We start from the raw sequence: 22980 nt of genomic DNA, 5'->3' as shown, positions 1-22980 counted from the left end.
TCAGGCCTCGACGACCTCGACGTTGACGACGTCTTCGATCACCGGGTTGGACAGCAGGGTCTCGGCGGCCTCGCGGGCCTGGGCGAGGATGGCGTCGGTCACCTCGCCGTCGACGGTCAGTTCGAAGCGCTTGCCCTGGCGGACTGCGCTAAAGCTGGTGAAGCCGAGGCGGGGCAGTGCGCCCACGATGGCCTTCCCCTGAGGGTCCAGAATCTCGGGCTTGGGCATGACGTCGACGACGATCCGGGGCATCCGGTAACTCCTGTGCGTGAGCGTTGGTTAAACCTTGGTTAAAGGCTGCCGCGGAGTGGTGCCGTCTCACGCCTGAACTGCCTCCAAACAGTGTTCAGCGGCAGTGTCTTACGGAATAAGGGGGGCGCTCCGCGAGCTTGCATGCCCATTCTACCGGCCAAATCGCTCCATACCCTATTTGCGGGAGATCGGTGAAGAGGCCCCGTGGGCCGCGCCAATTCGCGGCGGCGCCCAGCCGACGTCGGGGGTTTCCAATGCCCGACGGCGGCTCCGGGGACTGAACGACGGCGGCTCTGGCCGGGGGTGGTTTGCGTCACTAGGATTGCGGCATGGCCGAGAACGCTAAGTCGATGGTTTTGCCCGTGGTCCTTGCCGCTGTTTTTGCCGGCCTGGGGAGGATGGTTTTCCAAAGGATCATGGCCGACCGGGCTGCCCGGGAAAACCGTATTTCCGTCCCGCCGGATGCTTCGACACGGGCCAAAATCAGCGACGCGTTGAGAGGGATCCGTTCTTAGCGCGGCCCGGGCCGCTGACGTGTTTGTGCGCCGTTCACATCGCGGAACCATAAACTATCGTGGCCAGGCCTCGCGATGGTCCTGATGTGCTTTCCATACCAAAAGGTATTAAAACCTTTCTCATTCGCAATTTAATAATTGGGGGAATTGGCTTGAAGAAATCTGCTCTCACCAGACCACAGCTCCTTGGCATCATGCTGGTGCTTGCTGTGCTGTACTCGGCACTCATTGGTCCGGTTACCGCAAGTCCGGCAATGGCCGGGACCGGGCCTGTTGGGGGCCTCGTAACCATGCAGCCCACGCGGATCCTGGACACAAGGACGTCGTCCGGGCCCGTGCCTGGCGGCGGCTCAGTCTCAATCCGAATTCCGGGGGCAAATGGATTCCCCTACACCACTCAAGCAGTGGTGCTCAACATTACGGCCACTGACGGCACTGCTGGCGGATTCCTCACGGCGTACCGTTCCGGCGTCATGGCGCCGCACACTTCCAACGTCAACTACGGGCTCGGACAGATGATCGCCAACCTGGCCATCGTGGAAGTAGGCGCTGACGGGCAAATCGTCATTTCAAACACGTCGGCAGGGCGTGTGCAGATCGTCGTCGATGCCTCGGCATATTTCGCCATGTCCGCCCCGTTCAACGCGCCGGGTTCATACCAAGCTGTGGGACCCGCCAGGCTGCTCGACACCAGGACCTCCTCGGGCCCCGTGGCTGGGGGCAGCAGCGTGCCGCTCCGCTTGGGCGGATCAACTGGCGTTCCGGCAAATGCCTCGGCAGTGGTCGTGAACCTCACGGTGACGGAACCGACGTCGTTCGGCTTCATCACTGCCTATCCCGGCGGTTCCCCCAGACCCAACGTCTCGAACCAGAATTACGGAAAAGACCAGACAATTCCGAGTCTTGCTGTAGTCCCAGTAGGCGCCGATGGCGCCGTGACCATTGCGAACACCTCATCCGGAACAGTCCAGATCGTCGCTGACGTTGTTGGGTTTTTCCTGCCCGGGACGCCGACCATATCCGGAGCGTTCGCGCCGGTCACCCCAACGCGCCTGCTGGATACCCGGACCTTCCGTGGTCCGGTTGGCAGCGCCGACGTCGTTCCATTTCAGGCGGCTGGAATCAACGGAATCCCACAAAACGCCAGCGGTGTTTGGGTGAACCTTACGGTGACGGAACCAACAATCTTTGGCTTCTTCACGGTGCGTGGCTACAAGACGCCTTGGTGCTACCTATCGTGCCAAATATCCTATTTGAACTTCGGTGACGGTCAGACCATTGCAAACATGGCATATGTGCCTATCGGAGCCGACGGGAAGCTGGAGATCCAACCTATTCTCGCTTGGGTGCCGCGCTACGAAAGCACTCACATCGTCGTCGACGTTTTCGGCTACACCGTCCCCTAACTACCGCAGGGCCGCGTACGGACCAATAGGGTACGCGCAAATGCGCTAATCTTCCGGGTTAAAGGCGCGCATTCGGGAGTAGCTTGGAATTACTGTCTAGGAAATTCCCCGTCCAACTGGAGGAGCAATGACCGAACACGTCGCCGAAGTGTCCGCATGCAGCGTGGGGAGCTGCGGATTCAACCATCATGGCTGTACTGCGTACGGGATCACGATCGGTGGAACCGCGGATCACGCATCCTGTGCCACCTTCATTGACACCGGGCTCATGGGAGGACTTCCCAAAGTCCTGGCGCATGTGGGTGCCTGCCAGCGCTCGGAATGCACCCACAACAACAACCTCATGTGCGAAGCCCACGATGTCCGGATCGGCCCCGGTGCCGAAGCGGCTGATTGCTTGACGTACCAGCACGCCTGAGGCTCCTTTCGGCCCGCTTTCGTCATCAATATCTGAATATCCGCACAGCGGGCACGTCCCCTTCCGACGGGGGCGTGCCCGCTGCTGCGTGCGGATGTATTCTGATGCCGAATGACATGACAAAAAACGTGAAATGTGTCCTATGTCATATTCGACTATCGCTCTGTACTCTATGAATCGGCTGGGCTTTACCTGATTACAAGAACTGTCAATCGGTGCCCATCCTTAGTTGATTGATCTTGACATGACCGCCACGATCGCCCGGAAAGGTGCAATCACTCGTGAATTCACAAGGAAAGAGCTTCATTGGAAGCGGGGGGCTTCGAAAAGCTGCGGCGTTGGCCGTCGGACTGCCGGTTCTGCTCTCCTCGGTGGCTTTGACACCCGCTCAAGCTGCGCCCGCTTCCGGCTCAACGGTCTTCGGATCAACGGTTGCGGGGGTTGCCCGGAATGTCGACCCCAAGTCTTACCAGGATGGCCGCTACGTAGTGGTGCTGGCAGAGAAGCCAGCGGCCACTTACGACGGCGGAACGCCCGGCTATGTGCCCACCAAGCCGCAGGCAGGCAAGAAGCTTGACGTCGGCAGGGCCGAAGTGAAGCAGTACGAGGCCCACTTGCTGCAGAAGCAGCAGGACGTGGCCAAGCAGCAGAGCGTGAGCATCAATCGCGACTACACAACAGCCATCAACGGCTTCAGCGCCACCCTTTCCGCGAACCAGGCCGTCAATCTCGCGAAGAACCCCGATGTTCTCCTCGTGGCCCCGGACACGCAGTCCGCTCCTGACTACTCCACCACCGATTTCCTCAACCTCAGCGGACCGAACGGCGTGTGGAATACCCAGTTCGGAGGCCAGGACCAGGCCGGCAAGGGCACTGTGGTGGGCGTCATCGACACCGGCTACACGCCCACAAGCAAGTTCTTCGCCGGCGATGCCGTCCAGCCGCTGGTCGGGGACCCCCAGGTGGGCGTCCCGTACCGCACGAATGACGGCAAGATCGCCATGCTGAAGGCCAACGGAGATACCTTCGTAGGCGAATGCCAGAAAGGTACCGACACCGGGGCGGCCTTTGACGGCACTGCCTGCAATTCCAAAGTCCTCGCTGCCCACTACTTCGCAGATGCCTTCCTCCAGTCGGTTCCTCCAGCCCAACGGGCACCCCAGGAACAGCTCTCGCCCATCGACGTCGCGAGCCACGGTACGCACACGGCCAGCACCGCAGCGGGCAACTCCGGTGTGGAGACGTTCGTGGATGGCCGCAGCTTCGGAAAGACGAGCGGGGTGGCACCAGCTGCCAAGCTCTCCATTTACAAGATCTGCTGGGAAGACACCAACCCCAATTCGGGCGGCTGCTACAGTTCCGCGGCCATAGCCGCCATTGACCAGGCCATTGCCGACGGCGTGGACGTCCTGAATTACTCCATTTCCGGCGCTACGGACACCACCACGGACCCGGTCTCGCTGGCGTTCCTCTCTGCCGCGTCTGCCGGCATCTTTGTGGCAGCGTCCGCCGGTAACTCCGGCCCGCAGGCCAGCACCGTCAACCACGGCGCACCCTGGATGACCACGGTTGCGGCTACTTCCTTCTCCCAGGAGCTCCAGGGCACCGTCGAATTCTCCGACGGCACCAAGTTCCGCGGAGCGAGCATCATGAACCACCAGGTGAGCGGGGCCGGCGTCGTGCTCTCCGCAAACGCCGCCTCAGGTGCCGGTAACGCAGCACTCTGTGCGCCTGGGTCCCTGGACGCGGCGAAAATCGCCGGCAAGGTAGTGGTGTGTGACCGTGGGGTGGTTGACCGCGTCGCCAAGAGCGCCGAGGTGCTCCGCGGTGGCGGCGTGGGCATGATCCTCGTGAACCTCACCAGCTCCTCATTGGACACGGACAAGCACGCAGTGCCCACCGTCCACGTGAACCCCCCGGCGTCGCAGGCCATCAAGGACAAGGTTGCGGCCAACCCGGGACTTACTGTTTCTCTCGTTGACCACGACACCACCGGGCTTCCGCTCGAGGCTCAGCCGCAGATCGCCGGATTCTCGTCCCGCGGCCCGCTCCTCGCCACCGATTCGGATCTGCTCAAGCCGGACGTTTCGGCTCCCGGCGTTGCCGTGCTGGCGGGGGTTTCGCCCATCGGCAGCAAAGGCGATGAGTACGGATTCATGTCCGGTACCTCCATGGCGTCCCCGCACATTGCAGGTTTTGGAGCCCTGATCATGGCGAAGAATCCCGATTGGTCACCGGCGGCGGTCAAGTCGGCCATGATGACGACGGCGAGTGACGTCAAGCTGGCCGATGGAAGCAAGAACCAGGACGTCTTCGCCACCGGTGCGGGCGAGATGAACCCTGCCGGCGTGCTGGAACCGGGCCTGGTCTACGATGCCGGAACCGATGACTACCTGAAGTTCATCCAGGGCACCGGCGTCGATCTCGGCAAGCCGGGACTTGGCTCGACACTGCCGCGCGACATGAACCTTCCGTCGTTCGCCCTGGGTAACCTCGCAGGCAAGATGGAGGTCACTCGCACCGTCACCGCGCTGACCCCGGGACAGTACCGGGCCACAGTCAATGTCCCTGGGGTTGACGTCAAGGTCACCCCGTCCGTGCTGAATTTCAGCGAAGTCGGCCAGAAGAAGACCTTCACGGTGACCTTCGAAAACAAGAGCGCGGCACTGGGTACTTTCGCGATGGGATCTCTGAAGTGGGAAGGCGCCAACAAGTCGGTGGTCTCTCCGATTGCGGTCCGTCCGCAGTCGGTACTGGCATCCAAGAGCGTCGCCTTCACGTCCCAGCAGGCAAGCGGATCGGCGGACATCAATATCGTCTCCGGTTCCGACTCACCCACGGCCGTGACCATTGACGGTCTCTCCAAGGCTGATTCCTCGGCCGCGGAGCTTGTTCCCGGTCCTGTGGCTGTGGCGAACAATGCCTCGAACTTCGTCAAGACCGCCACAGTTGCCCCCGGAACCGCGTTCGCGAAGTTCTCGGTGATTTCCTCCGATCCCACGGCGGATTTCGATCTGTATGTTCTGTCGCCGTCGGGTCAGTTGTTCACGGCAGCGACACCCAGTGCCAGTGAGTCGCTCTCCCTCGACAACCCGGAGCCTGGGACGTACACCATCATCGCGAACCTGTATGCCAGCCCCAACAACCGGCCCACCAAGGCCAGCGTTGATGCCGCGATCCTGGGCGCAAACCAAGGCAACGCCACGGTCACGCCCAACCCGATCAACATGAAGAACGGCAAATCCGGGAAGCTCACCTTCGCGTGGAACAGCCTGACGCCGGGTTCCTACATCGGCCGACTCACGTTTGCCGGCACAAGTTCGCCGACGTTTGTGTCCGTTCTGGTCTCGGCAAACGGCAGCGTGTCCGTCGTGCCGAAGGATGACCAAGAAGGCCAGCACGGCAAGGGCAAACTTCAGAATGAAGGGGAGGACCAGTCAAACAACGCGCTTTAGTGCGGCGGTGATGGTCTGACAGAAATGCAAGAAAGCGGCCGGCGGGATATCCCGCCGGCCGCTTTCTTGCTACCCCCGGACGCCCGCTCAGATATGAGCCCAAACGGTGGCACCCTCTTGCAGCTGATGTGAGCGAGCGTTGGGTTGGGGACCGTCATATGTGAGCGAGCGTTGGGTTGGGGACCGTCATATGTGAGCGAGCGTCGTTAGATGTTTCCTGTGGATCCTGCCACGCCGCCAAGGAGTGCGGCCATCGTACGCCAACGGGCGATCTCGCAGCCGTCCGTCCGGCTGAAGCGGCTGCTGACCTCGCGACCGCGGAACCGGCCCGTCACCAACGCCACTTGTGGACCGCCGTACTGCTGGGTGCAAATCCGGTCCGGCCGCGGAACCGGAAAGAAGATCTCTTCGCCGAATTGCTCGACGGCGGCAAGCGCCGCGCGGGGGTCCGGAAGGGTCGAGCCTTCGGAGACTGCGCCGCCCGAGCCGAGCAGGACGAACTCATAGTCCACGGCGCCTGGTGCCTCTGTCAGCGTGATGGTGAGTTCGACGTCGTACTTTCCATTGCTTGAAGTCATCGCTGTCCTTCGTGAGACGGTGCTTGTACCAGGAGTTCAAGGAGCGGTTGCATTTCGTCGAGGACCCGCGCGCGGAGCGCTTGGGCCTCGGCAGCGAATGCCCTCTGATACTCAACGTACTCCGCCTTGCCTTGGGGTGTCTCGATCCTGATGGCGGGGTATCCCCACTCTTCAAGGTCGTAGGGCGAGGCCTGCATGTCCATGGCCCGGATCCGCCAGGACAGTTCGAAGCAGTCCATGACCAGTTCGCTCGGCAGGGACGGCGTCAGCTTGTACGCCCATTTGTACAGGTCCATGTTGGCGTGCAGGCAGCCGGGTTGCTCCATGGTGCGTTGGTTGTCCCGCGTGGGGGCGAGTTCGTTGAGCGGGATAGCGTCCGGAGTGTAGAAGCGGAAGGCGTCGAAATGCGAGCAGCGGATCCGGTTGTCTTCCACCACGGTGTCTGTGCCTTCGGAGCCGAGCCGCAGCTTGAGGTACTCGTGGCGAAGATCGAATTTGTCCTGCCGGTAGACCATGGCCCACTCGTGCAGTCCGAAGCAACCAAACTGGGCGGGCCGCGCAACGGTTCCCCTGAGGATGATGCCGGCGAAACGGACGGCCTCGGTGCGGTCGGCCGCGAACTTGCGGCGATCGAAGGTGACCGCGACGGTACCGGCGGGCAGGCCCGCGGCCGCCAGCGCGCCGTCGTCGAGCACTTGGTAGTACTTCCACCCGGCCCGCTCGGCAGCCTTGGGGCCGGAGAGGACGACGCCGTCGCCCGGGTGCCAGCGCAGCAGCTGGCCGGGCTTCTGGGTGTAGTAGGTGAAGAGGAAATCTTCCACGGGATGCTTCTGGCCTGCGGAGCGCCGGGCCAAGTACGGCTTCGCATAGCGCTCAACGCGTTCGTGGTGGGCAGCCTCCAGCGCGAGCCATTTCTCTTGAGGGAGGTGTCTGTACTTAAGCTCCGGCACCGCTCGAACCAAGGATGTCGGCGACGGCGGCCCATGCTGAGATTTCGCAGCCGTCAGTGAGTTTGTAGGAGGACTCGACGCCCACGCCATCAATGGCCCCGGTGACTATTGCCGTCTGGGGTCCGCCGTAACGCTGGTCGCACATCTGGTCGCTGGGGCGGGGCGTGCGCGTGAGCAGGCCCGGGTTCTTTTTCAGGGCTGCGCACGCTGCGGCTGCGGTGGGGTGGTGGCTCTCCGCGGCGGGGACGCCGCCGGTGCAGACGAGCGTGTAGCTTTCAGCGGCTGCCGTGGGGGACAGCTTGAGGATGATGGAAAGCTCGGCATCTCCGCGGCCGGGGGAGCTGGGCGCGGTGGGGGAGACCGAAGGAGCCGGTTTGCCGCTGGGAGACGACGTTTCGTCAGGCAAAAGCCCGGTGGGGCTGCTCGACGGCGAGGACGACGTGCTGTTGCCAGGCGCCGAACTGCTGGGCGAACCGCCCCCGGGGCCGGGCGTGCAGGCGGCAAGACCAGCGACGGCGACGACGGCCAGCACAGACCGGACTATTCGCAGGCGCATGGGGGTTCTCCTTGATTTATGCCAGTTTATCGCCCGTACCGGCAGTCGGGTGTTGCGTGGCCGCGATGAGCCCGGTCATGGCCCGGTGCAGTTCCGCTACTTCGGCCCGCGTGAGTTGGAGCCGCTCCATGATGGTTCCCGGCACGGAGGTCGCCTGTTGCCTGAGGGCGGCGCCGGCTTCGGTCAAGGTAATGGCGAGGGCCCGTTCGTTTCCGTGGATGCGGTTGCGGGTCACGAATCCTGCTTCCTCGAGCCGGCGCAGGATGGGTGAAAGGGTTGCTGGCTCGTGCAGGAGTGCCTCGCTGATGTCCTTGAGCGTGCGCGGGCTGCGTTCCCAGAGGGCTAGCATCACGAGGTACTGCGGATGGGTCAGTCCCATCTTTTCAAGCACCGGCTTGTAGACGCCCACCACGCTCCGCGACGCCACCGTCAGGGCGAAGCACAATTGACGCTCCAGCAAAAGGTCGTCTTCAAGCGGGGCGGTGGTTTCGGGGGCAACGGGTGTGCTTGCGGCAGCCATGGCTTGCTCCGTTCCGTGTCGCGACCGGTCTGCGCCGATCGATAGTTAGTGCACTAATTGTTAGTGTACTCTTTAACCACAACATCCTTTTGAGAGAGGGTAGACCAGGTGGCCAAAGAGACCATGACCCAGAGATTCATGCGTGCAACCGGCAAGCTGCGGATCATTTTCGGTCCGGCGCACAGCAGTTCCCTGGATCATGAAATGACCGAGGAGAACAAGCGACTCCTCGTGCGGCGCCAGGCCGAAGCGCAGCAATGGGAGACGATCCGCAGGGCCGACGGCAGCACCTATGTGGTCCCCAAGAACCCGGACGACAAATCCCTTCGTTAAGCGCTCCTAGCTCTCAGCGATCGACGCCGACCCGGGCCTTTTACGGGTTCCGGGCGTAAAATTGGCCTCACTGGAACCACTCAGCTCCAACCGCACGGCTGGACCTCGCAGCGGGGAAGGAGGTGGGAATTGTGGGACATGCACTCGATAGCTTCATGAAGGTCACAGATCGACTGCGTTTCTGGTTCGGCCCGGCAACCCGGGGCGACATTGATACGCCCGTAGTCCACAAGCATGACGACTTCGAGACGGCGTCGGAAGAAGACCTGGGGCATTTCGTCGTCGAAACAGACGACCAGGGCCACCACTACGGAATCCGCAAGGAAGGCGCCTGAAGCCGCTTGCGGCTCCAAAGCCGGAGGAAAACAAAAGAACCGGAGCCAAAAGCTCCGGTTCTTTCACGTTTAAGTTCTTCTGATCCCGACGGCGGTTGCCCGGCTAGCGTTCCCGTCCGGGAGGCGGCTAGCGGCCGGTGCCGCCATAGACGGTTGCCTCGGCGTCGCCGTCGAGCTCGAACGCCTTGTGGATGGCGCGCACGGCGTCATCCAGCAGATCGGCGTGCGTGACCACGGAGATGCGGATCTCCGAGGTGGAAATCATGTTGATGTTGATGCCGGCGTCGGAGAGCGCCTTGAAGAAAGTGGCGGAGACGCCCGGGTGCGAACGCATGCCCGCACCGATCAGGGAAAGCTTGCCGACGTTCTCGTTGTATTCGATGCTTTCGAAGCCGATTTCAGGCTGCGCCGCACGGAGTGCCGTGAGGGCATCGGCGCCTTCCACGATGGGCAGGGTGAAGGAAATATCCGTGCGGCCGGTTCCGTGCGTGGACACGTTCTGAACGATCATGTCGATGTTCGAGTGCGCCTTGGCGATGACCTGGAAAATCGCGGCGGCCTTGCCGGGAATGTCCGGAACGCCGACCACGGTGACCTTGGCTTCTGAACGGTCGTGTGCAACACCGGAGATGATTGGCTGCTCCAAGGCAACTCCCTCTTGAATCGTGATCTTGTCATCGGCGCTGGGTAGGACCCAGGTGCCTTCGTTCTGGCTGAATGAGGACCGGACGTGCAGGGGCACGCCGAATCGGCGGGCGTATTCCACGCAACGCAAGTGCAGGATCTTGGCGCCGGAAGCTGCCAATTCCAGCATTTCCTCGCTGGAGATACGATCGATCTTCGTGGCGGTGGAGACCACGCGGGGGTCGGCCGTGTAGATGCCGTCGACGTCCGTGTAGATTTCGCAGACGTCCGCTTCGAGCGCGGCGGCGAGGGCCACCGCAGTGGTATCGGATCCGCCGCGGCCAAGGGTGGTGATTTCCCTGGTGCTCCGGGTCATGCCTTGGAAGCCGGCCACGATAGCGACGTGCCCCTTGTCCAATGCAGTACGGATGCGGTGGGGGTCGACGTCGATAATGCGGGCCTTGCCGTGGATGCCGTCCGTGATCATGCCGGCCTGCGAGCCGGTGAACGACTGGGCGGAGGCGCCGAACTTGTTGATGGCCATGGCGAGCAGGGCCATGGAGATGCGCTCGCCTGCGGAGAGGAGCATGTCCATCTCACGCGCGGGAGCAGAATCGGTGACTTGAGCGGCGAGATCCAGGAGCTCGTCGGTGGTGTCTCCCATGGCGGAGACCACCACGACAACCTCATTGCCGGCCTTTTGTGCGTCGACCACCCGGCGGGCAACACGCTTGATGCCTTCTGCATCGGACACCGAGGAGCCACCGAACTTCTGCACGATCAGCTGCTTGGTCTTGGCAGGCTGCGCGGTCAGGTCTTCGGTTTTCACATCGGTAGTGGGCAAACTCATGCGCGCACCCTCACTGCTAAATTGGGGATCATACGTTTAAATTGGGGATCATACGTTGCGTGGCCAGGTAGCGGCACGGCTACGTGGCTTATGTGGCCAGTTTATCGCCGGGCGCGGCGGGCGGGGGAATTGTGACCAAATCTCGGCCTTTGGGTGCCTGCCGGGTGGTTTCGGCGTGGCGTACGATCAAGAAATACGCAGCCTGGGGGCATGTGGGCTCACGGGAATTGAAGCGTACTTGTTCTGTTTGGGGGAAACAGGTGAGTAGAGCATGTCCATAGCTGAAAGTTCAAGCGTCCCGGGCAATGGTGTCCTCGGCGTATCCGCGGAAGGCGTCTCACGCCGCTTCGGTACGGTCCACGCCGTCGAGCACATCGATTTCCACGCGCCAGCCGGGAAGGTCACTGCGCTCATTGGGCCCAACGGGGCGGGCAAAACGACCCTCCTTCTCATGCTTGCCTCGCTTCTGCGGCCCGACTCCGGAACCATCCGGATCAACGGCCTGGATCCCCTGCACGACAGCGCCGCCGCGCGGCTTCGGATCGGCTGGATGCCGGACACCCTGGGGGTCTGGGAGTCCTTGACCGCGCGCGAAATCCTGGTCCAGATGGCGCGCTTCTACCGTCTGCCCAAGGCCGGTATCGCCCAGCGTGTTGCCGCGTTGCTCGAACTCGTCCGGCTGGACACCCTTGCCGACCAGCCGGCCCGAGTCCTCTCCAGGGGTCAGCAACAACGGCTCAGCCTGGCCAGGGCCCTCATCCACGACCCCTCCGTGCTTCTGCTCGACGAGCCTGCGTCCGGCCTCGACCCGGGATCCCGGGTGGAGCTCCGAAACCTGCTGCGCCGCCTGGCCGGGGAAGGGAAAGCCGTGGTGGTTTCCTCCCATGTGCTCAGTGAGCTCGATGAAATCGCGGACGGAGCGGTGTTCGTCAGCCAAGGCCGTACCGTGAAACAACAGACCCTCGAGGAGGCCGCGCTGCAGGGCCGGCGCTACGCCATCACAGCCCTCGATAACGAGGCCCTCACAGCAAAGCTCAGCGAACTAGGGCTGGAATACCGTGTGGAAGCGGGCCGCCGCCCGTCGGTCACCTTGCTGTTGACGCACGACGACGGCGCTGCCGCCCTCTTGGGTGAACTCGTCAGGTCCGGCATCGGAGTGGTTTCCTTCGCCCCGGCTGCGGGTGCCCTGGAAGAGACGTACATGAACCTGGATACGGAGAGGCGATGAGCAACGTGACTGAAACCGTGCCGGGTCCTGCGGGACCGCAGGGAGCTACGGGAGGCGGGAACGCCGTCGTCGGATATCTTGGCGGGATTCGCGACGTCGTGGTGCTCGAGATGAAACAACGGTTGCGCTCCCGCGGCTGGTACATCATGTTGGGCATCTGGTTCTTTGTGATCGCGGTAGTGACGTGGCTGACCTGGCTCGCCTGGAACGCCAGCATGGAAGCGCGTCGTTCCACGATGCCGCCGTCGGCACTGTTGCCGCAGGACGGGGCGGGGTCCATGATCTTCGAGGTCGTGCTGGCTTTCGTGCTCCTGTTTGCGCTGCTTGTGGCGCCCGCGCTGTCCGCCAATGCCATCAACGGGGACCGGGCCGGAGGTACCCTCGCCATCCTGCAGATCACCTTGCTGACCCCGGGCCAGATTCTCTGGGGCAAGTTCTGCGCGGGATGGATCGCGGCGCTCGCGTTCCTGGCGACAAGTTCCCCGTTCCTTGTCTTCGGAATGTTCCAAGGCGGGCTGACCCCGGGGCACGTCGTGGTTTCCTTGCTGATGCTGGCGGTGGAACTGGCCGTTGTCTGCGGGATTGGAGTGGGGATTTCGGCTCTTGCAGGGCGGCCCTTGTTCTCGATCGTGGTGACCTACCTGGTAGTTGCCGCACTGGTGGTCGGATCGTTGATTTCCTTCGCACTGGGTGCGCAACTGGCGCAAGGGACGGTGTTGGCCAATTCTCCCGCTAGCCGTTCCGTGTTGTATGCGCCGGTGCAGCCGAATCAACAAGGGCAGCCGATTGAACCAGCGCAGCCGGGCTACACCTGCGAGGGGCCCTTGGTGGAGCACACTGCCGTACGGACCGAACGCGTGGCGTGGATGCTCGCGTTGAATCCCTACGTGGTGGTGGCCGACGCGATTCCGTATCCGGACCGGAGCGGAAGCGTCTTCTACTCCGTCGGCATGATCGAAGGCATCAGCCAAGGTGCCAGGTCCGCGCTCGCCGGCCCGGACCACACCTACCTTTGCGCCAACGGCGTGCCGCAGCCGCAGTACCTCAAGCAGACGACGCCCTTGTGGCCGCTGGGGCTCGGCCTGCAACTGGTCCTGACGGGACTGCTCATGTGGCTGGGCTGGCGCTCGCTGCGGACGCCTGCAAGCCGGCTGGCCAGCGGCACGCGGATCGCGTAAGCCGGACTGGTCGCTACAAAAGGGCGTTGCGGCGACCCTCGAAGGCCCTTCCGAGGGTAACTTCGTCCGCGTACTCCAGATCTCCGCCCACCGGGAGGCCGGAAGCAAGCCTGGTGACGGTGATGCCGATCGACTTCAGCATGCGCGCCAGGTAGGTGGCCGTCGCTTCGCCTTCAAGGTTGGGGTCGGTCGCGATGATGATTTCCTGGATGGCGCCGTCGTTGAGCCGGGTCAGGAGCTCGCGGATACGGAGTTGCTCCGGCCCGATACCGGCGATCGGATTGATGGCGCCGCCGAGGACGTGGTAACGGCCGCGGAAGGACCGCGTGCGTTCCACAGCCAGGACATCCTTGGATTCTTCGACCACGCAGATCACGGAGGGGTCGCGGCGCGGATCGCGGCAGATGTTGCACAGCTCCTGCTCGGTGACATTGCCGCAGACAGTGCAGAACTTCACCCGTTCCTTGACTGTGGTGATGGCCGCGACCAGCCGCTTCATGTCCTCGGGATCGGCCTCAAGGATGTGGAAGGCCAGGCGCTGCGCCGACTTCGGCCCGACGCCGGGGAGCCGGCCGAGCTCGTCGATCAGCTCTTGTACTGCGCCTTCGTACACAATTTCCTCGTTCGTTTGGTGTGGACGCCGTTCCTGTTCGGCGGGCGTCGCGGTTGGGTGGCACCTTTTGCGGGCCCGCGCAGGGTGTTTTACGGAGTCCGGATGTCAGCGGCGCATGCCGTCCAGCGACCGTTCTTCCAGTAGCTTCCCGCCCAGAATACGCTCGACGGCGGCCCGTCCAAAGACTCCAGACTCCTCGATGGTTTCGTCGTCGGCACTCGGGATGTCTTCCACCGCGGTACCGGGAGCGACGGCAGCCCGTGCCGGTGCTTTCTCGCGGCCGGCCATGGCTTCCGGGCTGTTCGAAAGCCGTTGGTAGAGGCTCTGCTTCCCGGCTCCCGAAGGCGCCGACACTGCTGCAGGGGCCACTTGGGCAGGGGCTGGCGCAGGGGCTGGCGGAGTGGTTTGTGCGAGTGCGACGGCCGAACGCGCGGTTTCGCCCCCGGGCGTCGCGGCTGCAGGCGACGTACTGGCAGACGATGCGCCCGCTGGCGGTGCACTGCCTGGTGATGTGCCCGCGCCGGAGGCCGCGGGCTGGGGCGCCGACCAAGTGGTTGACCAATCGGCGGCTGGCGCGATGGCCGGTGCCGGTGCCTGAGGCTGGTTTGGAATCTGCGCGGCGGCAGGTTCATAGACGGGACTGGGCGTCACCGACTCGGATGAACTGGCCTGACCGTCAGGGTCGGCCGGGGTGCCCGAAGCCGCGGAACCAACGTTGGATTCGGTGCCGACCACCCACGAGCCCGGCGCCTGCTCGACAGCCCTGGACCATGGATCTTCCGAGGCCTCGGACTTCTTCTCCGAAGGTGCTTGGGTGGAGCGCTTGCTCTTGGGGGTAGAGCTGGCTGGGATTGAGCTGTTCAGCGCGGAGCCAGCGCGTGGCGAAGGGACGGCAGGCGTTGGGCCGGCTTCCGGGGCTGCCGTGCCGGCCGACCGTGGGGCGGCAGGCCCGGCGGTGGGCACGGCGGTGAAGCCCGGAGGACCTGCCGGCTCCCAATCCATGGGCGGTTCTTCGTCAAGCGGGGGAGCGTCTTCGTCCCGCGGGGGACCCCAATCATCGTCCGAATACGAGTAGTCCGCGGCCGGGTCTGTCGGTGCCGTCGGGGACGAGACGGCCGCTGCGGCGGACGATGCCGGGGTGGCTGCTGAGGCCGGAGCCCGCCCCGATGTTGCCGATGCCACCGGTGTTGGTGCCGTAGGTGCTGGTGGAGCCGATGGTGCGGGTGCCGGGTCAGCCTTGTCTCCTTCCGGGGTGGCAGGGCTTTGTGCCGCAGGGGCAAGTCCCCATGCGGTATCCACAGCGGACGACACAGCCGGAGAGGCGCCACCCGCTACAGGGGGCGTCGGATCAGCCGGTGCTTTTGGGTTTGGCTCAGAGCTACCTGAGCTGTTGCCGCCGACGACCGAAGTGATCTGGCAGTCGATGCCGATCGTCTTGTGGATGGCTTGGCGAAGGTTCTCGGCATGGTCGGCGCGGCTGAACGCGCTCGCAAGGCCGTCAGTGCTGAATGCCAGGGTCAGAAGTTGGCCGTCGAACTGCGCCACCTGCGCGTTCGCTCCAACCAAAGCCCAGCTGCTGCGCTTGATCTTGGTCAGCGTCTGGAGGATCTCGGGCCAAGCCCGCCGGATCACCTCTACATCGGCGCCACCAGTAGCGGGGCGAGAGGCCTGTGCGGGCGCCGGTTGTTGGGCGGGCGCTGACGCCTCTGCGGGCACTGGCGGTTGTACCGGGGCTGACACCGGGGCCTGTGCTGGCCCCGGCGTTTGGCGTGGCGCGGGCGTTGGAGCCGGTGCCGCCGCGGACTGGGTCCGGTCCTGATCTGCCGCTGGTGGAGCCGATGGCGCCTGTACAACGGGCCGCGCCGCAGCAGCTTGAGCAGGAGCATGCGGAGCTTGTTCGGGAGCGGGGCGGCTGGCGTGTTGCCTGGTTTCATCCACAGGCCAGTCAGTGGTGGACACCCGCGGCGGTGTCAGTTGTTCCCTGGACGGTTCCCCGGAAGCAGGCGGATGGCCCGGAGCCGGAGCGACCTCGGCCGGCGTGGACGAGGCTGCCCCGGGCACGGGTGAGCCGAGCCCTGGTGAGCCGAGCCCTGGTGAGGCGGGAACGGGACGGGCGGCCGCCGTCGGGCGTTCCACTGCTTGATCCGCTGGGCGGGCAGTTGGCGCGGCGGAATTGGAAGAAGCCGAAGCTTCCGGCGGCGCCTGGGCTTCCGCGGGAGGAAGTGCCCCGCCGTAGTTGAGGCGCCGTTCGACGCGGTCGATCCGGGCGGCGATGCCACGTTCGGTCTGCTCGGAACTGGGCAGCAGGATCCGGGCGCAGAGCAGTTCAAGATGCAGCCGGGGCGAGGTGGCGCCCGTCATCTCAGTGAGCGCGGTGTTAGTGACATCGGCGGCACGGGAGAGCTCCGCGGCACCGAGGTTGTTGGCCTGGCTACGCATGCGGGCGATCTGGTCCGCCGGCATGCCGCGGAGGATGGCCTGGGCGCTTTCCGGCATGGCTTGCACGATGATGAGGTCGCGGAACCGCTCCAGCAGGTCCTCGACGAAGCGTCGGGGATCGTGCCCGGTTTGGATGACACGGTCCACGGCACGGAAAACGGTAGCGGAATCGGACGCGGCGATTGCCTCCACGACGTCGTCGAGCAGTGAAGCGTGGGTGTATCCAAGCAGCGCGACGGCGAGTTCATAGTCCAGGCCGTTGGGTCCGGCGCCGGCCATGAGCTGGTCCAGTACGGAGAGGGAATCGCGCACCGAACCCCCGCCGGCCCGGATGACGAGGGAGAGCACGCCAGGAGCTACGGGCACGTTTTCTTGTTGGCAGAGAAGCTCGAGGTACTGCATCAGTGGCTCGGGCGGCACCAGCCGGAAGGGGTAGTGGTGCGTGCGGGAGCGGATGGTGCCGATGACCTTGTCCGGCTCCGTGGTGGCGAAGATGAATTTGATGTGTTCCGGCGGCTCTTCGACGATCTTCAGCAGCGCATTGAAGCCGGCAGAGGTGACCATGTGGGCTTCGTCAATGATGAAGATCTTGTAGCGGTCCCGGACCGGGGCGAAGGTAGCGCGTTCGCGGAGATCGCGGGCGTCGTCGACGCCACCGTGGCTGGCGGCGTCGATCTCGATGACGTCGAGCGAGCCGGAGCCGCCGCGGGCCAGCTCAACGCAGCTGTTGCATTTCCCGCAAGGAGTGTCCGTGGGGCCTTCGGCGCAATTGAGGCAGCGGGCGAGGATGCGGGCGGACGTGGTTTTTCCGCAGCCACGAGGCCCGGAGAAGAGGTAGGCGTGGTTGACCCGGTTTTTGCGCAGGGCCGTCATGAGCGGCTCCGTGACGTGTTCCTGCCCGATAACGTCCGCGAAAGAATCGGGGCGATATCTGCGGTAAAGAGCAGTAGTAACAGTCACAGGGGAAACCTACCTATAGGGACTGACATTTAAATAAGAGACCCCTCATGCACCCGCCAGAGCCCATCTACCCTTGCTACCTTCCGGTCCTGGGGGAGTTCAACAGGATGACGCCACATGAGGGGCCGTCGACAAGCTTACCCGAAGTTATCGAGCCCTCCGAATTTGCGGACATGTGCTTTCTGAGAGCCAAGAAATGGACATGTCCCTTCGGCGCTCGGTGGTTCCAAGGGACATGTCCCTTGTGAGAGCCAAGGACTGGACATATTGGGATTATGTCCAGTGCTCGTGTGTTGGGGAGGGCATGTCCAGTGGCAGGGGGAGGGCATGTCCAGTGGACTAGCGCCAACCGTTCACTGGCCACGTCATGAATGCAGGCTCCTCATACGGGTGGGCTGCGCGCAGGGCCTGCACTACGGTGTCGAGCAAGTCCGCTTCAACTACGCACTCGACCCGGATTTCCGGCACCGTTTCGCCTTGCCCCACGGCTCCGATGAACGGTTCTGCCCCTGGCAATGGAGTGAAACGTCCTGTGCCGGGAGTGGTGAAGGAACAATGCGAATAGTCGCCGATTCTGCCGGCCCCTGCATCGCCGATCGCGGCCAGCAAGCTCTCGCTATGGGATGCCGGGACGTAGACAACGAGGGCGTGCAGTTGGCTCATGGCACCATCCTCCCAGTGGTCGCTTAAAAACAGGTCAGAGGATGGTTCTTGATCTCCATTGCCAAACCGCTGAACGCAGCGGACTATGGGTATGTACACCGATTGGGGCAATCTCAAGATTGTGAGCTGCAGGGCCTGGTTTCAGGGGCTGGACCCAGCAGCTCAACGGAGTGCCGGAGGAATGGACGCATTGGGGGCGTCCATTTTTACGTTTAAGCGCAAAGAGAGCCCGCCCGACACCATGAAAGTCCCGATTGGGCGATGCTGAAATTCTCGGGTACAGTGGAGTCTGCTTTTGATTCAGAAGCATGGAGAATTCGCCTAGCGGCCTATGGCGCACGCCTGGAACGCGTGTTGGGTTAACGCCCTCGGGGGTTCAAATCCCCCATTCTCCGCGTTTGGCCCCGGTCTTTTGGACCGGGGCCTTTTTGCGTTTCTGGGCCCTTGAGGCGAGCTTGCAGGCAGGCCTCGGATTCCCCTCAAGCTGCGTTGTTGAAACCGGGGATTGTTTTCAGGACTGGCCCTTGTTGCTGCCGGATGAGAAACAAGCGCCGGGTTGGCTGCGCCGGGTTGGCTGCGACGCCCTACACCCGTTCCGCAGCCACCCGTTCCAGCACTACCCGGCACGCCAGGATTGCCGGGTGGATCCGGCCGGCGGTGCGCGTTGACGTGAAGACTGTCCGTTTGGGAAGCCCGGGGAGGTCCAGCAGTTGGACTGGCGTCGTCCGCCCCGTCCAGACGAGATCCGGCATGAGGGCCACGGCATTGCCGGACTCGATGAGCCGGATTTGAGCTTGGAGGTCGGCGGTTTCGTAGCGGACGTCGGGCTCGAAACCGGCGGAGCGGCATGCTTGCTCCGCCCAGTGCCGGGACGCCGCGCCGCGCGGTTCCATGACCCACGGCAGCGCAGCCGTGTCCGCCAGCGAGGAGATCGATTCCCCACCAAGGCCAATCGGGGGAGTGGCCAGCCTGATGGCGTCGCTGGTCAGGGTGGCCCGGTCCAGGCCGGGATGATGCGGTGCCGCGTGCCCGGGGTATTGCTCGGCCACCACGATGTCGAAGTCGCGGGCCCAGGTTTCATAGAGCGCGGTCTCCGGTTCGCGTTGGATCATCTCTACGCGCACTTCGGGATACTCGCCCTTCATGATGGTGAGGAAATCCGGCATGAGAGCCAGGGCGGCGGTTTGGAACACGGCCAGCCGCACTGTTCCCGTCACCGTGGAGAGGGATGCCGCGAGATCCGTCTCTGCCCGCTCGAGGGTGGCCAGCAAGGACGCCGCGTGCTCCACAAGGATCTCGGCCTGCGGCGTCAGCTGAACTCGCCGTCCGGACTTTCTCAGCAGTTTCACGCCGGCTTCCTTCTCCAGCAATGTCAGCTGCTGGGACACCGACGACGGGCTGTACTTCATCGCGTCGGCCACCTCTGCGAGCGTTCCGCGGATCTTCAATTCGTGCAGCAATCGCAGCCTGCGGACATCCAGCATTCGGCTCTCCAGAAGGGTCGAGAAATCTAATGAATATTCTTCAGAAAAGATCGCTTTTCCTAATCTGATTGTAGATCCATACTGATGGAAACAAAGCCCTCTCCGCACCAAAAGGAACGAAGCGCATGAGCACACCAACCCGGGATTCGAGCATCGACGCCAGGACGCAGTCCACCCCGGAATCCGGACACCTCCAGGAGTTGGCCCACGAAGCCATCCAACTGGTTCGACACTGGCTCACCGAAGCCTCGAAGGTCCCCGTTGACGTTTCCGCCCAGCGCCTCGCCGGCGTCCTGAAGGACCCGAATGGCCTGGACTTCACGGTGGGATTCGTGGACGGCGTCATCCGCCCCGAGGATCTGTCCGTCGCCGGCCGCAACCTGGCCAAGCTTGCCCCGAAGGTCCCGGCCTTCCTGCCCTGGTACATGCGCGCTGCCGTGCGCACCGGCGGTGTCATGGCCCCGGTTCTGCCGCAAGTAGTCATCCCGATCGCCCGCAAAGTCCTCCGTGACATGGTGGGCCACCTGATCGTGGATGCCACGGACGCGAAGCTCGGCCCGGCCATCGCCAAGATCAAGCAGAACGGCGTCCACCTGAACGTGAACCTGCTGGGCGAGGCCGTCCTGGGCGAACGCGAAGCCAGCCGCAGGCTCGAGGGAACCCTCAAGCTCCTGGCTCGCGACGACGTCGACTACGTCTCCATCAAGGAGTCCTCCACGGTGGCCCCGCACTCGCTGTGGGCCTTCGACGAAGCAGTGGACCACGTGGTGGAGAAGCTCACGCCGCTCTACAAGCTGGCTGCGTCGTTCTCCAAGCCAAAGTTCATCAACCTGGACATGGAGGAATACAAGGACCTCAGCCTGACCATGGCCGTGTTCACCCGGATCCTGGACAAGCCCGAATTCAAGAGCCTCGAGGCCGGCATCGTGCTTCAGGCCTACCTCCCGGACGCGCTCTCGGCCATGCAGGAACTGCAGGAATGGGCTGCGGCACGTCGGGCAAACGGCGGCGCTCCCATCAAGGTGCGCGTCGTCAAGGGCGCCAACCTGCCCATGGAACAGGTCCAGGCCTCCATCCAGGGCTGGCCGCTCGCCACATGGGGCACCAAGCAGGATTCGGACACCAATTACAAGCGAGTCCTGAACTACGCCCTGACCCCTGAGCACATCGACGCTGTGCGCATCGGCGTCGCCGGCCACAACCTCTTTGACGTGGCCTTCGCGTGGCTGCTGGCGAAGGAGCGCGGGGTGACGAAGGGCATTGAGTTCGAGATGCTCCTCGGTATGGCCACAGGCCAGGCCACGGCCGTCCGCAAGGACGTCGGCAGCCTCCTGTTGTACACACCGGTGGTGCACCCGGGCGAGTTCGACGTCGCCATCGCCTACCTGATCCGCCGCCTCGAAGAAGGCGCCAGCCAGGACAACTTCATGTCCGCCGTGTTCGAGCTCAGCGAGAATGAAACCCTGTTCGAACGCGAGAAGCAGCGTTTCCTCGCCTCGCTCGCGGAGATGGACGACGCCGTTCCGGCCCCCAACCGCACGCAGGACCGCAACGAGCCCGCAGTCTCGGCGCCAAAAGATGGTTTCGCCAACACCCCGGACACCGATCCTGCCCTGCCCGCCAACCGGGCCTGGGGCCGCGCCATCCTGGAGCGCATTCCGGGCTCCGCCGCCGGCGACGCGATCGTTGAAGCCAGCAAGGTCAGGGACGCCCAGGAACTTGACCGCATTATTGCCACCGCCGTTGAACACGGCAAAGCTTGGGGCGCCATGCCGGCTGCCGAGCGCGCAGCCATCCTGCACCGCGCAGGCGACATCCTGGAATCCCGGCGGGCCGAACTTCTTGAGGTCATGGCCTCCGAGACCGGTAAGACGATCGAACAGGGCGACCCCGAAGTCAGCGAAGCAATCGACTTCGCGCACTACTACGCCGAGCGTGCCAAGGACCTGGAAACGGTCGACGGCGCCACGTTCGTCCCAGCGAACCTCACCGTCGTGACCCCGCCGTGGAACTTCCCGGTGGCGATCCCTGCGGGCTCCACGCTGGCGGCACTCGCGGCGGGATCCGCCGTCGTGATCAAACCGGCAAAGCAGGCCCGCCGCTCCGGTTCCGTCATGGTGGACGCGTTGTGGGAGGCCGGTGTGCCGCGCGAAGTGCTGGCGCTCGTGCAGCTCGAAGAACGCGAGCTGGGCACCCAGCTGGTCTCGCACCCCAGCGTTGACCGCGTGATCCTCACCGGCGGCTACGAGACCGCCGAGCTCTTCCGCTCCTTCCGGCAGGACCTCCCGCTGCTCGCGGAGACCTCGGGCAAGAACGCCATCATCGTCACCCCGCACGCGGACCTCGATCTCGCCGCCAAGGACGTCGTGTACTCGGCTTTCGGGCACGCCGGACAGAAGTGCTCCGCCGCTTCGCTCGTGATCCTGGTAGGTTCCGTTGCCACGTCCGAGCGCTTCCACAACCAGTTGGTGGATGCCGCCCGCTCGCTCAAGGTGGGCTACCCGGAACAAGCCACCACCCAAATGGGCCCGATCATTGAGCCGGCCAACGGCAAGCTCCTCAACGCGCTGACCACCCTCGGCGACGGCGAGACCTGGGCCGTGAAGCCGGAGAAGCTGGACGAGACCGGCCGTCTGTGGTCCCCGGGCATCCGGTTCGGCGTCAAGCGCGGCTCCTACTTCCACCTGACCGAGTTCTTTGGTCCGGTCCTCGGCGTCATGACGGCGTCCACCTTGGAAGAAGCAATCGCCATCCAAAATGAGATCGAATATGGCCTCACCGCCGGGCTGCACTCACTCGATTCCGAAGAAATGGGCGTCTGGCTGGACACCATCCAGGCCGGCAACCTCTACGTGAACCGCGGCATCACGGGCGCCATCGTCCAGCGGCAGCCGTTCGGCGGCTGGAAGAAGTCCGCCGTGGGCGCGGGCACCAAGGCCGGCGGACCCAACTACCTGGTCGGACTGGGCAGCTGGCTCCCGGCTGAGCCCGGCGCCAAGCGCGGTGCCACGCTCAAGGGTGGGGCCGCTTCGATCCTGGCCGCCGCCAAGGCCGCAGGCCCGCTTGTTGAAGCCAGCGACGCAGAGGCCCTGCAGAAGGCGCTCTTCAGCGACGCCGCGGCATGGGCCACGGAATTCGGCACCCGCAAGGACGTCTCCGGCCTGAGCGCCGAGCGCAACGTCTTCCGGTACAGGGCCGTCCCCGTGACCATCCGTCTGTCCGAGGGCGAGAAGCTCGTGGACTTGCTTCGCGTCGTAGCGGCCGGGGCAGTGGCGGGTTCGGCACTCACGGTGTCCTCCGCCGTCGAGCTTCCCGAAGCTGTTATCGCAGCGTTCGCGGGGCTGGGCGTGAGCACCCGCATCCAGAACGACGCCGAATGGCTGGCTTCCGCGGCAGGCATCAATGGTGGCCGCATCCGCCTGATCGGCGGGGACAGCAGCGCGCTGAGCGCCGCGACCGGCGGTCGTCCCGACGTCGCGATCTACCACGGCTCGGTGACCCCGGCCGGACGCATCGAGATGCTGCCGTTCCTGCACGAGCAGGCCATCAGCATCACAGCGCACCGCTTCGGCACTCCGAACCACCTGTCGGACGCGCTGATCTAGCGATTCGTCAAAGAATCC

The 22980-nt window shown here is 64.0% G+C and carries 19 protein-coding genes, 1 tRNA gene and 1 other RNA gene; 10 read left to right on the top strand and 11 right to left on the bottom strand.

Going from position 1 to position 22980, the window contains the following annotated elements; all coding sequences use genetic code 11:
• Nucleotides 1-252, bottom strand: a complete 252-nt coding sequence (gene purS, locus ABD742_RS20380) for a phosphoribosylformylglycinamidine synthase subunit PurS (protein WP_028265707.1) — start codon at nucleotides 250-252, stop codon at nucleotides 1-3.
• Nucleotides 253-581: 329 nt separating this feature from the next.
• On the opposite strand from purS, the gene ABD742_RS20375 reads away from it, so the two are divergent.
• The 4 genes from ABD742_RS20375 (at nucleotide 582) to ABD742_RS20360 (ending at nucleotide 6046) form a co-directional block, all read left to right on the top strand.
• Nucleotides 582-767: a hypothetical protein gene (locus tag ABD742_RS20375; RefSeq protein ID WP_234752652.1), complete on the top strand. Its 186-nt coding sequence runs from the start codon at nucleotides 582-584 to the stop codon at nucleotides 765-767.
• Nucleotides 768-919: 152 nt separating this feature from the next.
• The gene (locus tag ABD742_RS20370; protein ID WP_234752651.1) at nucleotides 920-2173 is read left to right on the top strand and encodes a hypothetical protein; all 1254 of its coding nucleotides are present in this window, start codon (nucleotides 920-922) and stop codon (nucleotides 2171-2173) included.
• A gap of 127 nt (nucleotides 2174-2300) precedes the next feature.
• A complete protein-coding gene (locus tag ABD742_RS20365) occupies nucleotides 2301-2591 on the top strand; it encodes a DUF1540 domain-containing protein (protein ID WP_234752650.1) in 291 nt (96 codons plus the stop codon).
• A 281-nt stretch (nucleotides 2592-2872) separates the two neighbouring features.
• A complete protein-coding gene (locus tag ABD742_RS20360; protein WP_234752647.1) occupies nucleotides 2873-6046 on the top strand; it encodes a S8 family serine peptidase in 3174 nt (1057 codons plus the stop codon).
• A 206-nt stretch (nucleotides 6047-6252) separates the two neighbouring features.
• Here the strand turns inward: ABD742_RS20360 and ABD742_RS20355 are convergent, their stop codons facing one another.
• Genes ABD742_RS20355 through ABD742_RS20340 form a run of 4 tightly spaced genes read right to left on the bottom strand, consistent with a single transcriptional unit; the run spans nucleotide 6253 to nucleotide 8650 of the window.
• A complete protein-coding gene (locus tag ABD742_RS20355) occupies nucleotides 6253-6624 on the bottom strand; it encodes a serine protease inhibitor (RefSeq protein ID WP_234752644.1) in 372 nt (123 codons plus the stop codon).
• Nucleotides 6621-7664 carry a 3-methyladenine DNA glycosylase gene (locus ABD742_RS20350; protein ID WP_372460957.1) on the bottom strand — a complete coding sequence of 348 codons (1044 nt, stop codon included), beginning with the start codon at nucleotides 7662-7664 and terminating at the stop codon, nucleotides 6621-6623. The genes ABD742_RS20355 and ABD742_RS20350 overlap by 4 nt, the downstream gene beginning before the upstream one ends.
• The gene (locus ABD742_RS20345; RefSeq protein ID WP_234752640.1) at nucleotides 7561-8130 is read right to left on the bottom strand and encodes an SSI family serine proteinase inhibitor; all 570 of its coding nucleotides are present in this window, start codon (nucleotides 8128-8130) and stop codon (nucleotides 7561-7563) included. Before ABD742_RS20345 ends, ABD742_RS20350 begins: the two co-directional genes overlap by 104 nt.
• 16 nt (nucleotides 8131-8146) lie before the next feature.
• Nucleotides 8147-8650 carry a MarR family winged helix-turn-helix transcriptional regulator gene (locus ABD742_RS20340; protein ID WP_234752636.1) on the bottom strand — a complete coding sequence of 168 codons (504 nt, stop codon included), beginning with the start codon at nucleotides 8648-8650 and terminating at the stop codon, nucleotides 8147-8149.
• A 123-nt stretch (nucleotides 8651-8773) separates the two neighbouring features.
• Between ABD742_RS20340 and ABD742_RS20335 the strand changes: the two genes are divergently transcribed.
• A complete protein-coding gene (locus ABD742_RS20335; RefSeq protein ID WP_234752634.1) occupies nucleotides 8774-8983 on the top strand; it encodes a hypothetical protein in 210 nt (69 codons plus the stop codon).
• 155 nt (nucleotides 8984-9138) lie between these two features.
• A complete protein-coding gene (locus ABD742_RS20330) occupies nucleotides 9139-9318 on the top strand; it encodes a hypothetical protein (RefSeq protein ID WP_234752631.1) in 180 nt (59 codons plus the stop codon).
• A gap of 127 nt (nucleotides 9319-9445) precedes the next feature.
• Here the strand turns inward: ABD742_RS20330 and ABD742_RS20325 are convergent, their stop codons facing one another.
• Nucleotides 9446-10792 carry an aspartate kinase gene (locus ABD742_RS20325; protein ID WP_234752629.1) on the bottom strand — a complete coding sequence of 449 codons (1347 nt, stop codon included), beginning with the start codon at nucleotides 10790-10792 and terminating at the stop codon, nucleotides 9446-9448.
• Nucleotides 10793-11063: 271 nt separating this feature from the next.
• Between ABD742_RS20325 and ABD742_RS20320 the strand changes: the two genes are divergently transcribed.
• On the top strand, nucleotides 11064-12020 hold the full coding sequence (locus ABD742_RS20320) for an ABC transporter ATP-binding protein (protein WP_234752628.1): 957 nt from the start codon (nucleotides 11064-11066) through the stop codon (nucleotides 12018-12020).
• Nucleotides 12017-13198 (top strand): ABC transporter permease, encoded by a 1182-nt coding sequence (locus ABD742_RS20315; RefSeq protein WP_234752626.1) that lies wholly within the window; start codon nucleotides 12017-12019, stop codon nucleotides 13196-13198. The genes ABD742_RS20320 and ABD742_RS20315 overlap by 4 nt, the downstream gene beginning before the upstream one ends.
• 13 nt (nucleotides 13199-13211) lie before the next feature.
• Here ABD742_RS20315 and recR read toward each other — a convergent pair whose 3' ends face one another.
• The 4 genes from recR to ABD742_RS20295 all read right to left on the bottom strand — a co-directional run bounded on the left by recR (nucleotide 13212) and on the right by ABD742_RS20295 (nucleotide 17873).
• Nucleotides 13212-13811: a recombination mediator RecR gene (recR, locus tag ABD742_RS20310; RefSeq protein ID WP_234752624.1), complete on the bottom strand. Its 600-nt coding sequence runs from the start codon at nucleotides 13809-13811 to the stop codon at nucleotides 13212-13214.
• 105 nt (nucleotides 13812-13916) lie between these two features.
• A complete protein-coding gene (locus ABD742_RS20305) occupies nucleotides 13917-17210 on the bottom strand; it encodes a DNA polymerase III subunit gamma and tau (RefSeq protein ID WP_234752623.1) in 3294 nt (1097 codons plus the stop codon).
• 33 nt (nucleotides 17211-17243) lie between these two features.
• Nucleotides 17244-17340, bottom strand: an RNA gene (gene ffs, locus ABD742_RS20300) — signal recognition particle sRNA small type.
• 209 nt (nucleotides 17341-17549) lie between these two features.
• Nucleotides 17550-17873 (bottom strand): YqfO family protein, encoded by a 324-nt coding sequence (locus ABD742_RS20295; protein ID WP_234752622.1) that lies wholly within the window; start codon nucleotides 17871-17873, stop codon nucleotides 17550-17552.
• A 310-nt stretch (nucleotides 17874-18183) separates the two neighbouring features.
• Here ABD742_RS20295 and ABD742_RS20290 point away from each other — a divergent pair.
• Nucleotides 18184-18268 (top strand) — tRNA-Ser (locus tag ABD742_RS20290).
• Between the two features lie 189 nt (nucleotides 18269-18457).
• Here the strand turns inward: ABD742_RS20290 and ABD742_RS20285 are convergent.
• Nucleotides 18458-19357 (bottom strand): LysR family transcriptional regulator, encoded by a 900-nt coding sequence (locus ABD742_RS20285; protein ID WP_234752620.1) that lies wholly within the window; start codon nucleotides 19355-19357, stop codon nucleotides 18458-18460.
• A gap of 125 nt (nucleotides 19358-19482) precedes the next feature.
• Between ABD742_RS20285 and ABD742_RS20280 the strand changes: the two genes are divergently transcribed.
• Nucleotides 19483-22962, top strand: a complete 3480-nt coding sequence (locus ABD742_RS20280) for a proline dehydrogenase family protein (protein ID WP_234752619.1) — start codon at nucleotides 19483-19485, stop codon at nucleotides 22960-22962.
• Nucleotides 22963-22980: the final 18 nt, after the last annotated feature.

Origin of the sequence: Arthrobacter ramosus, assembly GCF_039535095.1 — a bacterium.
Taxonomy (GTDB): Bacteria; Actinomycetota; Actinomycetes; order Actinomycetales; family Micrococcaceae; genus Arthrobacter; species Arthrobacter ramosus.
Note: the sequence above shows the minus strand (reverse complement) of the source record. Positions and strands in the feature narration are given on the sequence as shown.

What these genes read in the sequence shown, in the direction of transcription:
- purS (WP_028265707.1), bottom strand. Translation starts at nt 252, where the DNA reads ATGCCCCGGATCGTCGTCGACGTCATGCCCAAGCCCGAGATTCTGGAC.
- ABD742_RS20375 (WP_234752652.1), top strand. Translation starts at nt 582, where the DNA reads ATGGCCGAGAACGCTAAGTCGATGGTTTTGCCCGTGGTCCTTGCCGCT.
- ABD742_RS20365 (WP_234752650.1), top strand. Translation starts at nt 2,301, where the DNA reads ATGACCGAACACGTCGCCGAAGTGTCCGCATGCAGCGTGGGGAGCTGC.
- ABD742_RS20355 (WP_234752644.1), bottom strand. Translation starts at nt 6,624, where the DNA reads ATGACTTCAAGCAATGGAAAGTACGACGTCGAACTCACCATCACGCTG.
- ABD742_RS20350 (WP_372460957.1), bottom strand. Translation starts at nt 7,664, where the DNA reads ATGGCGTGGGCGTCGAGTCCTCCTACAAACTCACTGACGGCTGCGAAA.
- ABD742_RS20345 (WP_234752640.1), bottom strand. Translation starts at nt 8,130, where the DNA reads ATGCGCCTGCGAATAGTCCGGTCTGTGCTGGCCGTCGTCGCCGTCGCT.
- ABD742_RS20340 (WP_234752636.1), bottom strand. Translation starts at nt 8,650, where the DNA reads ATGGCTGCCGCAAGCACACCCGTTGCCCCCGAAACCACCGCCCCGCTT.
- ABD742_RS20335 (WP_234752634.1), top strand. Translation starts at nt 8,774, where the DNA reads ATGACCCAGAGATTCATGCGTGCAACCGGCAAGCTGCGGATCATTTTC.
- ABD742_RS20330 (WP_234752631.1), top strand. Translation starts at nt 9,139, where the DNA reads ATGAAGGTCACAGATCGACTGCGTTTCTGGTTCGGCCCGGCAACCCGG.
- ABD742_RS20325 (WP_234752629.1), bottom strand. Translation starts at nt 10,792, where the DNA reads ATGAGTTTGCCCACTACCGATGTGAAAACCGAAGACCTGACCGCGCAG.
- ABD742_RS20320 (WP_234752628.1), top strand. Translation starts at nt 11,064, where the DNA reads ATGTCCATAGCTGAAAGTTCAAGCGTCCCGGGCAATGGTGTCCTCGGC.
- ABD742_RS20315 (WP_234752626.1), top strand. Translation starts at nt 12,017, where the DNA reads ATGAGCAACGTGACTGAAACCGTGCCGGGTCCTGCGGGACCGCAGGGA.
- ABD742_RS20295 (WP_234752622.1), bottom strand. Translation starts at nt 17,873, where the DNA reads ATGAGCCAACTGCACGCCCTCGTTGTCTACGTCCCGGCATCCCATAGC.
- ABD742_RS20285 (WP_234752620.1), bottom strand. Translation starts at nt 19,357, where the DNA reads ATGCTGGATGTCCGCAGGCTGCGATTGCTGCACGAATTGAAGATCCGC.
- ABD742_RS20280 (WP_234752619.1), top strand. Translation starts at nt 19,483, where the DNA reads ATGAGCACACCAACCCGGGATTCGAGCATCGACGCCAGGACGCAGTCC.